Source organism: Limnohabitans sp. 15K (genome assembly GCF_002778285.1).
Lineage (GTDB): Bacteria > Pseudomonadota > Gammaproteobacteria > Burkholderiales > Burkholderiaceae_C > Limnohabitans_A.
The window spans coordinates 396,003-409,447 of the sequence record NZ_NESM01000001.1 but is presented as its reverse complement, the minus strand read 5'-3'; the positions used below and the strand labels follow the sequence as shown (position 1 = coordinate 409,447).

The window sequence follows — 13,445 nt, the reverse complement described above, 5'->3', positions numbered from 1 at the left end:
TCTTCGAGGGGTTACTTGGGTAAGTCGCGTGCACCGCTTTCTGGGCGGAACATTTTGAACAACTGTTCAGGGCCAATGCTGAAGTAATCAGCGGGGCCGCCGCCACGCAATATATGCCCCGCACGGGCGGTGTCGTAAATGCCTTCAGGCACCAGCCGCTTGTCGATGTGCACGCCCACCACTTGGCCAAAAACCATCCAGGTCTGAAGTTTTTGACCCTCTAAATTTTCCATTTGCAAGATTTGTGTGCAGCGGCACTCAAAACTCACTTGGCTTTGGGCCACGCGCGGTACGCTGACGATGCGCGAAGGCTCCGGCGTCAAACCCGCGAGTGCAAATTCATCCACCTCAGGTGGCACCGCCTCGCAGGTCTGGTTCATCACTTCGGCCAAGTCCCGCGTGACCAAGTTCCAAACAAATTCGCCTGTCGCCTCGATGTTGTTGAGCGAATCTTTGCGACCAATGCTCGAAAACCCAATCAGGGGCGGCACGTAGTTGAAGGCGCTGAAGAAACTGTAAGGCGCCAGATTCAAGACACCGTCCGCGCTGCGGCTGGACACCCAGCCGATGGGACGCGGACCCACAATCGAATTGAACGGGTCGTGCTTGAGGCCGTGGCCCAGATGGGGTTCGTAGAAGTGCATGGCAGTCAACTCGTAAAAAAACCCCTCAAGAGGGGTTTGGCCTAAAGGTCAGAAAGTTTACTTCTTGACGCAAGCAGGGTTGGCTTCGTTTTCTTTCTTGGAGCAGTCGACTTTTTTGTCGTCTATTTTGCCGCCGCCGTGCGAACCTGCGAAGGCGGGCATGGACACCAACATGAAAGCGGAAACGAGAGCGGTCATCACGAATTTCATAAAAACACCTTAGGAGAGAGGTTGATCAAAAGGGCAAAAATGGTGAATTGGTGTAACCCAACGCACAGACGCATACTATCAAGCATCCAAGGCACATGAAAACAATGGACAAAACCCATCGCCACCGCCCCGATGCTTTCATACCGATTTCAGGCGCAGTGGGCAGCGCGTTTATGGGGCTTTGGGGTCTTTTTTGGGCCCTGTCACCTGTTGCCGCCCAAGAGCGTTTTAAGCCTGCAGAGGCTGCGGTGGTCTTGTCCGCGTCGGTGCACGCGGCCAGTGGACGTCAAAACGCTTTGCGAGCTTTGGACAAAGCATGGCGAGCACAACCCCAAAATTTAGCCTCTTCACTGGCCTATGCCCGGGCTGTTTTCATGCTGGGCCTGACAGAAGGTGACTTGCGTTGGTATGGCTCGGCCAAGGCTGCTTTGAAGCCCTGGTGGACTGCCGCAGATTTGCCTGCAGAGGCCTATTTTTTACGGGGCTTGGTCAAGCAAGGTTTTCATGATTTTCAAGATGGCTTGCAAGACATCAACCGAGCCATCGCCTTGGAGCCCGCAAGGGCCGAATTTTGGTCTTGGCGATTTGCTTTGCACCTGCTTTTGGCTGACATGACGGCGGCCCAAAAAGACATTGTCGAAATCGGACGGCTGTTGGGTGAAGAAGAAGCCAAGGTTTACCGCGCTGTCTTGCTTTACCGCACAGGCCAGCCTTTGCCCGCCGTGGACCTGCTGAGCCAGGCCATTCGCTCGGCCAACTACCAAGATGCCTCCTCGCAAGACTGGTTGGGGTTTCATTTGGGGGAAGCGCACCGCACAGCCGGTCAGCCTGTAAAAGCTTTGGCCGTTTGGGGGCAGCGCCTGCAAGCCAGCCCGCAGTCGCACCTGATTCGCTTGTCTCTGGCCGAGCTGCTCAACCAGCAAGGCCAGTACCGTCAAGCCAAAAATACCGCTATGGCCGCCAGCCCCAGCGGCAACGCCCCAAACAGCGCCGCGACCCTGACCGATGCGCTCTTGATGCAGGCGGTGTTGGCCAGTCGCGGCTTGAAAGACCCAGACGAATCCCGCTTGGCCAGTCAGCTGGAGGCGCGGCTTCAGTCGCAAGCACTGCGGCAAGAGGCCTTGATCGAGCGGCCCAAACTCATTTACCAAATTGCCTATGGGCGCGATGTGAACGCCGGTCTGGCATTGTCCATAGACAACTGGCAGTTGCAAAAAGAACCGCCCGATGCGATCTTGTTTGTCCAGGCCGCACTGGTTTTAGGCCAAGCCCGGGCTGCCGAGCCCGTGGTCCATTGGGCAGAGAAAACCGGTTACACCGATTCGCAATTCACGCCGCTGCTGGCGCAGCTCAAGGCTCACCCCAGCTGGACAGGGGGGCGTCCATGATGCCGTTGCTCCAAAAATATTGGTTGCAGCGCTGGGTCCTTGCAAGTGTCTGGCCTTTGCTCAGCTTGCTGACAGCTCCTCTTGCCCATGCGCACTCCAGCAGCAACAGCTACCTCACGCTCAGCACGTCTGGCCCCGCGTTGATGCTGCGGGCCGATGTCCACATGCGAGACCTAGACCTGATTTTTGACCTGGACGCCAACCGCGATGGCCAAGTCACTTGGGGCGAGGCACAGACACGAAGCCTCGAGTTCAATGACTGGCTGGGCCAGGGCATTGCGCTCACGGCAGCGGGCCAAAAATGTGCCTTGGGGCCCGCAGACCTGCAAGCCAGCGAGCATGCCGATGGCACTTACCTGAGCGCCCAATGGGTCGTGAATTGTCCTGGTCTGACCTCTGCGGCAGACGCAGCCGAGGCCCGACTGGCGTTGCGCTATGACTTGATTTTTTCGCAAGACAGCTTGCACCGAGGCTTGCTCAAGGTGGACTTTGGCGATGAGCAAAGCAGCGCTTTGCTCAGCCCAGAAAGGCCCGAGGCCCAAATCAGCCGTGCCGACACCAGCCCGTTGAAAGTTTTCGGTCGCTACATCCTCGAGGGCGTTTGGCACATCTGGATTGGTATTGACCACATCGTCTTCCTGCTCAGCCTCTTGGTGCTGGCTCCCTTGCAGTCTTCGCGCCAACGGGTGGTGCATTGGCAAGCGGCCACGCACCCGAGGACCGTGGTGCTCGACGTCCTGGCGGTTGTCACGGCCTTCACTGTGGCGCACTCCATCACCTTGGGTTTGACCATCACGGGTTGGCTCACGCCACCGGCCGATCTTGTAGAGCCCGCCATTGCCATTTCGGTGGTGCTGGCCGCACTGAACAACTTATTGGGTTTCAGCGCCCTCAAGCGCTGGCGACTGGCCTTTGTGTTTGGTCTGGTACACGGATTTGGCTTTGCCAGTGTGTTGCTGGACTTGGGCCTGCCCGCCAGTGGGTTGCTGGCCGCTTTAGGCGGCTTCAATGTGGGTGTTGAGCTGGGGCAACTGGCCATCGTGGGCGTGTTTTTACCTGTGGCTTGGTGGTTGCGCCATACCCGGTTCTACCGCTGGGTGGTGGTGGCCGGTGGCTCCGCAGTCATCGTTGTGCTTGGGGTATTCTGGACGGGGCAACGCATGGTGTGGTTGGGCTGATGCTGAACTTCGGCCTGCATCATTCCGCAAGCCGTGACCGCCTCACATGAAGAAATAAAAGAACACGATCATCTGCATCCTGCGCAGACCGTCAGCGCGCCCAATTTGGCGACCCGAGCCGTCGTAAAGGCGCTCGCCATCGATGCGACCCATCTGCGAGCCCGAAGCGCTGTACAGCCGGTCGCCATCGATTCGGCCGATTTGGCTTCCCGACGCGTTGTAGACGCGGTCTCCGTCAATGCGCCCCAGCTGTCGTCCGGAGCCGTCGTAAACACGTTCGCCGTCGACTCTCCCAATTTGTTGCCCCGATGCGCTGTAAAACCGCTCCGCGTCGACGCGGCCAATCGGACTGCCACTGCCGTCGTACATCCGCTGGGCAAAGGCAACCGGCAAGAGCAGGATCGAAAGGAACAGGAAGGTGGTGAAGCGATGGATAGGTTTCATCATGGTTTCCCATGGTATCCCCAAACACCGTGCCCAAAGCTGTGGATAAGTCCTTGAACAAGCCTGTCAAGGCGCATGCCTGTTGGCTTGGCAGCGTCTGCCTAAAAAAGCAGCAGTGGCCATGTTCGGTTCATGCGCGCCGATTCAGCCTGCAATTCCTTTTTTTACGGCTATTCTTATTGCTTTGCACGCTCTTTCGAATTCCAATTTTGGAGGGCTGATGCCCTGCCGCTGACCGCATGACCACCTCCTTGATCGCACCCGGCTTCATTGCCCTGCACAGCTACCGCTCTGAGGTGCTGGCCGACACCCTGACGGGCTGGCTGCGTGCGCACCCGCTGCACCCACTGGAGAGTGAAGTCGTGCTTGTGCAGAGCAACGGCATGGCCGAGTGGATCAAGATCGAACTGGCGCACCAGGGTGGGGTGTGCGCGGCCACGCGAGTGGAGCTGCCTTCGCGCTTTTTGTGGCGCACTTACCGGCAGGTGCTGGGCAAGCACAACGTGCCGCCCGACTCGCCGCTTGACAAACTGCCCATGACCTGGCGGCTGATGGCCTTGTTGCCCGGCTGCTTGCAAGACTCGGTGTTCCAGCCCGTGGCGGGCTTTTTGCGCGGCGACGAGCCCGACCGCCTGCTGCAACTGGCCAGCCGATTGGCCGACCTGTTTGACCAGTACCAAATTTACCGACCCGACTGGCTGCAAGACTGGGCCGCCGGGCGCAACGTGCTGCGCAAGGCTGCTGGGCATGATGAGCTGGGCGAAGACCAGTTGTGGCAGTCCGAACTGTGGCGGCGCGTGCTGGCCACTTTGGACGAGACTCAGCGCCAGGCCACCCGCCCCGCGCTGCATGCGCGGGCGCTGGCGCACCTGCAGTCGGGCCAGCCGCTGGCCAGCCCCGTGGCGCGGCGCGTGTCGGTGTTTGGCATGAGCCACATGCCGGGGCAGCTGCTGGAGATGCTGGCGGCGCTGGCCGCGCACAGCCAGGTGCTGCTGGCCGTGCCCAACCCGTGTCAGTACCACTGGGGCGACATCATCGACGGGCGCGAATGGCTGCAGGCCGAGCGTCGCCGTCACGCTTACCGGGGCGAGGCATTGGCGGGTTTGCCGCTGGCGCAGATGCATTTGCACGCCCCTACGCTCTTGGCCGCTTGGGGGCGGCAGGGGCGCGACTTCATTCGCCAGCTCGACGCCTTTGACGACCTGCAGGCGGCCCAGCAAGTCACGCAGTGGCCGCGCCTAGACTTTTTTGACGATGTGCCTGGCGAAGACAGCACGCGTTTGCTCGCGCAGTTGCAGCGGCGCATCCGTGACCTGGAGCCGTCAAGCGGTGGCAGCCCAGCCCAGCCTTTGCGCAAGGGCGACGCTTCAGTCACGTTCAGCGTGGCGCACAGTCCAGTGCGCGAACTGGAAGTGCTGCACGACCAGTTGCTGCAGTGGTTCCACACCCCGCCGAGTGATCTGTTGTCGCCGCGCGACGTGGTGGTCATGGTGCCCGACATCGAAAGCATGGCCCCAGCGATCCGCGCTGTGTTTGGCCAATACAAGCGCAGCGATGCGCGGTACATCCCGTTTGACATTGCCGACTTGGGTGCGCAGGCCATCAGCCCGCTGATCCACGCGGTCGAATGGCTGCTGGCCCTGCCGCAGCAGCGCAGCCGCATGAGCGAGCTGGTCGAGCTGCTCGAAGTGCCTGCCCTTGCCGCCCGCTTTGGCCTGAAAGAAGAGAACCTGCCCACGCTCACCCGCTGGATGGCGGGCTCGGGCATCCGCTGGGGCCTGTCGGCTGAGCACCGTGCGGGCCTGGGGCTGGGCGTGTGCGGCGACGACAACTCGGCGTTGTTTGGCGTGCAGCGCATGCTCATGGGTTATGCCTGCGGTGCCGACCCGGTTGAGGACGGTGTTTCATTGGGCGTATCGCCTTACTTTGAGGTGGGCGGGTTGGACGCCGAACTGGCCGGGTCGCTGGCGCACCTGCTGCAGGCCCTGATCGACTGGTGGCAAACCTGCACGCAAAGCGCCACGCCCGCACAGTGGGCCGAGCGCTGTCGCGCCATGCTCGCGGTGCTGTTCAAGCCGCGTGACGACAACGACCGCAATGCACTGGCAGCGCTGGACCAAGCGCTGAACGACTGGGTGCGTGCCTGCGGCGAAGCCGGTTTTGCCGAGGCCGTGCCCTTGGCCGTGGCCCGATCGGCTTGGCTCGAAGCTTTGAAGGCGCCCCGGCTGGAGCAGCGCTTTCGCGCTGGCGGCGTGACGTTTTGCACGCTGATGCCGATGCGGGCGATCCCGTTCAAGGCGGTGTGCCTGCTGGGCATGAACGACGGCGACTACCCGCGCCGCAGCCCGCGTGCCGACTTTGACCTGATGGGCCTGCCCGGCATGACGCGCCCCGGCGACCGCTCGCGCCGCGACGACGACCGCCAGCTCATGCTCGAAGCGCTCTTGTCAGCGCGGCAGGTGCTCTATGTGAGCTGGAGTGGCCGCAGCGTGCGCGACAACAGCGAACAACCACCTTCGGTGCTGGTGTCGCAACTGCGCGACGAGATCGACCTGCTCTGGGGCAAAGACACGGCCAAAGACCTGACCACCGTGCACCCGCTGCAACCGTTCAGCCGTGCTTACTTTGAAGCGGGCAGTGGGCTGCAAACTTATGCGAAAGAGTGGCGGGCGGCGCAACAAGACCATCGCGGCGAGGGTGGTGGGTCAATCATTGGCGCTGCAGGGGATCGCGGCGAGGGCGCCGATCCTACAGGGGCATTGGTGGGAGCGGCGCCCTCGCCGCGATGGCCTGTGCTGTTGCCGCCGCTCATGGCCGCCAACGAGCAAGCCCCGATCATTTCACTCGCCCAACTGGCCCGCTTCCTGCGCAAACCTGTGGGCGCGTTTTTCCGCGAGCGGCTGCAGGTGCATTTGGAAGACGAGCGCAGCGAGCTGCATGACGAAGAACTGTTTGGCTTGGGCGGGCTGGACTTGTACCAGTTGCTCGACCACGAACTGCAGCACGTGCCTGCGGATTTGAGCGCAGACGAACTGCCCAGCCATGCAGCGCGTGTGGTGCAGCACTTGCGTGAGGCCGGGGCCTTGCCGTTGGCGGGCGTGGGCACGCTCGAAGCCCAAAAGCTCACCCACATCCTGCAAACCCAACTGGCCGCTGCGCTGCGCGAACGCGGGTCCTACCCCGAAGCTGCCGAGCGTGTGCTGGTCGACCTGGCACACCCGCCGATGCACCCACAAGTGAGTTTGCAGGATGCGCTGGGCGGCGTGCTGGCGGGTGAGGGGGGGCAAATGCTTTTGAGTTTGCGCGCCAACAAGCTGGTCAGCATTTCCAAAGCGGGCAAGGCCACCGCATTGCCTGAAAAACTCATCGACATTTGGCTGCAGTCACTGGCCGCTGCCGCCATGGACCAACCATGCAACTGCGTGGTGGTGGGCCGCAATGCCGTGGTGCGTGTGCCCCCGCAAGACCCTGAAGTCGCCCGCACCCAGCTGCAGGTGCTGCTCGCCACCTGGGCCGAAGGCATGCGCTGGCCGCTGCCCCTGCCGCCCGGCGTGGCCTTGCAGTGGCTCAAGGACAAAGAAAACACCAACGCGCTGGCCGATGCATACGAAGGCAGCGACTTCAAGAGCGCAGAAAAAGACAAAGACCCGGCGCTGGCACGCACCTACCCCACGGTGGACGATTTGCTGGACACGGGCGCACTCGACCGGCTGGCGCAGGCGGTGTATGCGCCGCTCCAGGACTGGGCGGCGCAGACGCAAGTCGAGGTCCTGCCCAATGCGCCTGCAGACGATGAAGGGGACGAGGCATGAGCACCGCACACGCCCTCAACGCCCACAGCTTCCCGCTGCGCGGCAGCCACCTGATCGAGGCGAGCGCAGGCACGGGCAAGACCTGGACCATTGCCGCGCTGTACGTGCGCTTGGTGTTGGGCCATGGCGATGCGTGCACCGCACCCGTGCGCCCCATGCTGCCGCAAGACGTGCTGGTGATGACCTTCACCCGCGCCGCCACCCGCGAGCTGTCAGACCGCATCCGCGCCCGCCTGACCGAGGCGGCGCAGGTGTTCCGGGGCATCGCCCAAACGGACGACGCCTTCCTCAATCAACTCAAAAGCGAATACCCTGAAGGTGAGTCCCGCGAACAAGCGGCGTATCGGCTCGCGCTGGCCGCACAGGCCATAGACGACGCGGCTGTTTACACCATCGACGCTTGGTGCCAGCGCATGCTGCGCGAGCACGCCTTTGACAGCGGCAGCCTGTTTGAAGAAACGCTGGTCGGTGACGAAGCCGCGCTGCGCCTCGAAGCCGTGCAGGATTATTGGCGTCAGCAGCTCTACCCCATGGCCACACCGCTGGTGGCACAGGTGCAACGCGTCTGGCGCGACGTGCCTGCGCTCGACAAGGACATGCGTGCCCTGATGGCGGTGCCGCTGGTCGACCCCGCCCCCGGCACGCTGGCGGAGGTCTTCGGCGCGGTGCTGGCCGAGCGCGATGCGCAACTGGCGGCGCTCAAGCAGGGCTGGGTTGAAAAGGCCGACAACTTGCTGGGCTGGATTGAGGGGCAGCTGGCCGTCAAGAAGCATGGATGGAATGGTTCAATTCTGCAGGTGGGGCGCTCCAAGAAGTGGATGGATGCACTCAAAGACTGGTCGCAAAGCAGTGGGGATGCGAAGACATTGAAAGATGCAATGGGTACAGGCTGGGATCGTCTGACACCCAATGGCCTGCTGGAGTGCCGCAAAGAAGGCGATGTCGTTGAGCTGCCGCCCGAGTCTCAGGCCTTCGCTGATCTGCAAGCCGCTTTGTTGGCCTTGCCCGACCCCGCGCAGGCCGCCCGCCTGCACGCCCGTACCCATGTGCTGCAGCGCATGGCCGAGCTGAAAAAACGCAGCGGGCTGTTCGGTTTTGCCGACATGCTGCAGCGCCTCGATGTGGCGCTGGCCGACCCCGAGTCGGGCGAGCGTCTGGCGCAGCGCCTGCGCGAGCAGTTTCCGGTGGCGATGATCGACGAGTTCCAGGACACCTCGCCGCTGCAGTTCCGCATTTTTGACCGCATCTACCGCACAGCCGAGAACCGGCAAGACGCTGCGCTGCTCCTGATTGGCGACCCCAAGCAATCGATCTATGGTTTTCGCGGTGCCGACATCCACGGCTATTTGGCCGCACGCCTCGCCACCGCTGGCCGCCACCATGTGCTGGGCACCAATTACCGATCCACCCAAGCGGTGGTGGATGTGGTCAACCGTTGGTTCCAAATCTCTGACGATGCATTTGGCTACCGTCAAGGCGTCGAAGACCCGCTGCCTTTCCAGCCCGTCAACGCCAAGGGGCGCGACGAGGTGTTCACGACCCACAACGGCAAGGTGGAAGCGCTGACCGTGGTGCACGACGCCACGCTGCGCAGCCAGCGCGATGCGCAGATGCACCTGTCGGCCCTGTGCGCCGAACAGATCGTGGCATGGCTCGGTGACCCGCAAGCGCGTTTTGTGGATGCAGAAAAGGGCGACAAGCCGCTGCAACCCAAAGACATCGCCGTGCTGGTGCGCACGGGCAAAGAGGCCGCTGCCGTGCGCGACGCCTTGCGTGTGCGGGGCGTGGCCTCGGTCTATCTGTCGGACCGCGACTCGGTGTTTGCCAGTGACGAAGCGCAGGACCTGTGCCTGTGGCTGCGCGGCGTGGCCGAGCCGCAAGACATGCGCCGGGTGCGTGCCGCTTTGGGCACACGCACCGTGGGCCTGTCGCTGGCCGAGTTGTACGACTTGGCCACGCAAGATGAGTTGCTGGACCAACGCGCTGAGCAGATGCGCGACCTGCGCGGGGTTTGGCAAGGGCAGGGCGTGTTGGCCATGCTGCGCCAGTCGCTGCATGTGTTGCAACTGGCCGGGCGCTGGCGTGGCCAGAGCGACGGCGAGCGCCGCCTGACCAATGTGCTGCACCTGGCCGAACTGCTGCAAACCGCCAGCAGCCAGCTCGATGGCGAGCAGGCCCTGATCCGTTGGCTGGCCCAGCAGATCGAGGAGGTCAAGGCGGGGGGCGCTGGCGACAGCGAAGACCAGACCGTGCGGCTCGAAAGCGACGAAGACCTGGTCAAGGTCATCACCATCCACGCCAGCAAAGGCTTGGAGTACCCGGTGGTGTGCCTGCCCTTTGCGCACAGCCACCGCATGATGGAAGCCCACAAAACCCCGGTGTTGCAGCGCGATGACGGCGAGGGCGAGCGGCACTGGACCTTGGACTTTGACAAGGACGACACGAAGCTGGCCGACCGCGACCGCCTGCGCGAAGACCTGCGCCTGTGGTACGTGGCGCTCACGCGTGCGCGGCATGCGCTGTGGGTGGGCTGGAGCCCGGTCACGCGGGGTTCGGGCAAAAGCTGCGTGAACCACAACAGCGCCGCAGGCCATTTGTTGTGCGGCGGTGACGCCATCGATGAAGCTGGCTGGTGGCCCAAGTTGCAAGCGCTGGAAACCGATGCGCAAGCGCAGCGCTTGTCGGTGCAACTGGTGAGCGTGAGCGAAGACGTGCCGCTCACGGTCTGGCAGCGGCCCGCCCGCACCACCGAACTGAGCGACGCGCTGGTCTGCACCGCCCGCATCGACAAGTCGTGGACGATCGCCAGCTTCTCGCGCCTGACGCGAGACCTGTCTTCGCAGCCTTTGGCGCAAATGAGCCTGCACATGACCACGCCGCGCCCCGCCGATGACGAACCGCCCGTGGACGTGCAGGCGCTGCACGCAGCCGCAGTCGCTATGGGCTCCTTGGCCCCTTGGCACGGCTTTGCCAAAGGCCCGAGCGCAGGCAACTTTTTGCACGACCAGCTCGAATGGCTGGCCGCCGATGGTTTCGTGCTGGACGCACCCAAGGCTGAGCGCCTCAAAAAGCGCTGCGAAAACGCAGGTTACAAAACCCAAGCTGATGTGGTGGTGCAGTGGCTCACCCGTGTGGTGGCGCAACCCCTGCGTGGGGCAGGTAGCCCGCTGAACGCGCTGGGCACCTTGCTGCCCGAGATGGAGTTCTGGCTGCCCGCCGAGCGGCTGCACGCCCGCGAGGTGGACGCCCTGTGCCAGCAGCACCTGCTGCCCGGCGTGAGCCGCCCGCAACTGCCCGACGCGCAACTGCACGGCATGCTGATGGGCTTTGCCGACTTGGTGTTCGAGCACGAAGGCCGTTACTGGGTGCTCGACTACAAATCCAACCACCTGGGTGCCGATGACGCGGCTTACACCACGCAGGCGCTCGATGCCGCCATGGCCCACCACCGCTACGAGGTGCAGGCCGCGCTCTACATGCTGGCGCTGCACCGCCTGCTGCGCGCTCGACTGGGTGAGGCCTACAACCCGGCGCAGCAACTGGGCGGCGCGGTGTACCTGTTCTTGCGTGGCATCGACGGGCCTGCGGGCGGCTGCTGCACCTTGCCTGCGCCGCTCGAATTGCTCGATGGTCTGGACGCCATGCTCAATGCCGAGGTGAAAGCATGAGTTTCAAAAAGCCCTCGCGCACGATGTCTGTACCCACCACACAAATGGATTGGCTCAACGACTTGCCCGCCCAAGGCCTGAGCGCCGCGCAAACGCTGCAATGGCTGCAGCCGTGGACCGAGCAAGGCCTGCTGCGCCACATCGACAGCGCCCTTGCAGCCCAATTGCTGCGGCTCTATGGCCAAGCCAGCCCTGCGCTGCTGGTAGCGGCGGCTATGCTCGCACAAATGGAAGGGCGTGGCCACACCTGCCTGCCCTTGGCCGACCTGTGCGCACCGCCTGTGGCGATGTTGGGTTGGCCCACCGTGGCGGTGGACGGGCCGCAAGGCTTGCGAGCGCTTTGGGCGCACCTGCCCGCTACGCTGGCCGACTGGCAAGCCGCTTTGCAAAGCAGCACATCCCGAGCCTGCTCGCGTCTGAGCGATGCGCCCGACCAAGGCCAGCCGCTGGTGCTGGGTGGCACGGCCCATGCCCCGCTCTTGTACCTGCGCCGCTATGCAGGCTACGAGCAGCGCGTGGGCCAGGGTCTGTTGCAACGGGCCAGCGAACCGTTGCCTGTGCCCGAGGCGGCGGCACGCCGCTGGTTGGACCGCTTTTTTGTGCCCAGTGCCGAAGCACCTGCCGAAACCGATTGGCAAAAGGTGGCCTGCGCCGTGGCGCTGCGTGCGCGCTTGTCGGTCATCACGGGCGGGCCGGGCACGGGCAAGACCTACACCGCTGCACGCCTGTTGGCTTTGCTGCTGGCACTGCACGAGGGCGACAGCCCGCTGCGCGTGGCCTTGGCCGCGCCCACGGGCAAGGCGGCGGCACGGCTCAAGCAATCCATCGACAACGCGCTGACCAGTCTGCAAGATCAGGTGCCAGAGGGCAGCGGCCTCGACTTGAACACGCTGATCGCCCGCATGGGCCCTGCGCGCACGCTGCATTCGCTGCTGGGCGCGCGGCCCGACACGCGCCAGTTCAGGCACCACGCCGCCAATCCGCTTGACGTGGATGTGTTGATCGTGGACGAAGCCTCGATGGTGCACTTGGAAATGATGGACGCGCTGCTGCAGGCGCTCCCTGCCACGGCGCGGCTGGTGCTGCTGGGCGACAAGGATCAGCTGGCCTCGGTGGAGGCGGGTGCGGTACTGGGCGACCTGTGCCGCGATGCCGCCGCAGGCCGCTACAGCGCGGACACCGCGCAGTTTGTGCAGACCGTGGCCGGGCAGACCTTGCCTGCCGAGTATCGGTCTGCGGGCGCTGCGCCCTTGCTCGCTCAACAAACCGTGATGCTGCGCCAAAGCCGCCGATTCAAAGGCGCCATTGGGCAGCTGGCCTTGGCGGTGAATCGGGGCGATGCCGCTGCTGCCCGCGCAGCTTTCCTGAGCCCTGTGGGAGCGACGCCCTCGTCGCGATCTCCCTCGGCTTTGCTCGCCCTGCAACCCACCACCCCCCAAGCCGTTTGCGCTTTGGCGATGGGCACCCAAGACAAACCCTCCTACGCCGACTACCTGCACCTCATGCAGCAGGTGCCGAGCGGGCAAGACGCTGAAGTCCATGCCGCTTGGGTGCGCAGCGTGCTCAAAGCTTTTGAGCGTTTCCGAATCCTGTGCGCCGTGCATCAGGGCGAATGGGGCACCCAAGGACTCAACGCCGCCGTGCAAAAAGCCTTGGCCGATGAAGGGCTGCTCAAAGTCACGGGCGAATGGTTTTCCGGTCGCCCGGTCATGGTCACCCGCAACGATGCGCAACTGGGCGTGTTCAACGGCGATGTGGGGGTGGTGTTGCCCAACAGCGAAGGCACGCTCAAGGTCTGGTTTCTTGACGGCGAGGCGCTGCGCTCGGTGAGTGTGATGCGCTTGGCGCAGGTCGAAACGGCTTTTGTCATGACGGTGCACAAGAGCCAGGGCTCGGAGTTCGAGCACACCGCGCTGGTCTTGCCACCTGGCGGTGCTGAAGTGCTGAGCCGTGAGCTGGCCTACACAGGCATCACCCGGGCGCGGGAGCAGTTCACCCTGATCGAGGCTGAGTCCGGTTTGCTTGAAGCGGCCATTGACCGCCCGAGCGTGCGGGCCAGCGGCTTGGCTCAGTGGTGGCTTTGACTGCCTGAAATCGCCCC

Annotated in this window: 8 protein-coding genes; 5 read left to right on the top strand and 3 right to left on the bottom strand. The window is 63.6% G+C overall.

All coding sequences use genetic code 11. From position 1 onward, the window contains the following. Window positions 1-11: 11 nt before the first annotated feature. On the bottom strand, window positions 12-644 hold the full coding sequence (locus tag B9Z40_RS01875) for a flavin reductase family protein (protein ID WP_100171624.1): 633 nt from the start codon (window positions 642-644) through the stop codon (window positions 12-14). Window positions 645-701: 57 nt separating this feature from the next. Then, window positions 702-842: a hypothetical protein gene (locus B9Z40_RS17190; RefSeq protein ID WP_158238048.1), complete on the bottom strand. Its 141-nt coding sequence runs from the start codon at window positions 840-842 to the stop codon at window positions 702-704. Window positions 843-958: 116 nt separating this feature from the next. Here B9Z40_RS17190 and B9Z40_RS01870 point away from each other — a divergent pair, with 116 nt between their 5' ends. Together B9Z40_RS01870 and B9Z40_RS01865 are read left to right on the top strand one after the other, a co-directional pair. Continuing rightward, the gene (locus B9Z40_RS01870) at window positions 959-2,242 is read left to right on the top strand and encodes a tetratricopeptide repeat protein (RefSeq protein ID WP_143473918.1); all 1,284 of its coding nucleotides are present in this window, start codon (window positions 959-961) and stop codon (window positions 2,240-2,242) included. Continuing rightward, window positions 2,239-3,420, top strand: coding sequence for a HupE/UreJ family protein (locus B9Z40_RS01865; RefSeq protein ID WP_100171622.1), 1,182 nt, complete (start codon window positions 2,239-2,241; stop codon window positions 3,418-3,420). Before B9Z40_RS01870 ends, B9Z40_RS01865 begins: the two co-directional genes overlap by 4 nt. Before the next feature lie 42 nt (window positions 3,421-3,462). On the opposite strand, the gene B9Z40_RS01860 is transcribed toward B9Z40_RS01865, so the two are convergent. Beyond that, entirely contained in the window at window positions 3,463-3,864 is a 402-nt protein-coding gene (locus B9Z40_RS01860) for a 5-fold beta-flower protein (protein WP_233204750.1), read from the bottom strand. 239 nt (window positions 3,865-4,103) lie between these two features. Here B9Z40_RS01860 and recC point away from each other — a divergent pair, with 239 nt between their 5' ends. From recC to recD, 3 genes are read left to right on the top strand one after another with little or no spacing between them, the layout of a single operon-like run. Beyond that, entirely contained in the window at window positions 4,104-7,676 is a 3,573-nt protein-coding gene (gene recC / locus B9Z40_RS01855; RefSeq protein WP_100171620.1) for an exodeoxyribonuclease V subunit gamma, read from the top strand. Continuing rightward, window positions 7,673-11,344: an exodeoxyribonuclease V subunit beta gene (gene recB / locus B9Z40_RS01850; protein ID WP_100171619.1), complete on the top strand. Its 3,672-nt coding sequence runs from the start codon at window positions 7,673-7,675 to the stop codon at window positions 11,342-11,344. Before recC ends, recB begins: the two co-directional genes overlap by 4 nt. Further along, on the top strand, window positions 11,341-13,428 hold the full coding sequence (gene recD, locus B9Z40_RS01845; protein WP_100171618.1) for an exodeoxyribonuclease V subunit alpha: 2,088 nt from the start codon (window positions 11,341-11,343) through the stop codon (window positions 13,426-13,428). Before recB ends, recD begins: the two co-directional genes overlap by 4 nt. Window positions 13,429-13,445: the final 17 nt, after the last annotated feature.

Excerpts from the sequence above, each read along its gene's own strand:
- B9Z40_RS01875 (WP_100171624.1), bottom strand. The coding sequence starts at position 644 with ATGCACTTCTACGAACCCCATCTGGGCCACGGCCTCAAGCACGACCCG.
- B9Z40_RS17190 (WP_158238048.1), bottom strand. The coding sequence starts at position 842 with ATGACCGCTCTCGTTTCCGCTTTCATGTTGGTGTCCATGCCCGCCTTC.
- B9Z40_RS01870 (WP_143473918.1), top strand. The coding sequence starts at position 959 with ATGGACAAAACCCATCGCCACCGCCCCGATGCTTTCATACCGATTTCA.
- B9Z40_RS01865 (WP_100171622.1), top strand. The coding sequence starts at position 2,239 with ATGATGCCGTTGCTCCAAAAATATTGGTTGCAGCGCTGGGTCCTTGCA.
- B9Z40_RS01860 (WP_233204750.1), bottom strand. The coding sequence starts at position 3,864 with ATGAAACCTATCCATCGCTTCACCACCTTCCTGTTCCTTTCGATCCTG.
- recC (WP_100171620.1), top strand. The coding sequence starts at position 4,104 with ATGACCACCTCCTTGATCGCACCCGGCTTCATTGCCCTGCACAGCTAC.
- recB (WP_100171619.1), top strand. The coding sequence starts at position 7,673 with ATGAGCACCGCACACGCCCTCAACGCCCACAGCTTCCCGCTGCGCGGC.
- recD (WP_100171618.1), top strand. The coding sequence starts at position 11,341 with ATGAGTTTCAAAAAGCCCTCGCGCACGATGTCTGTACCCACCACACAA.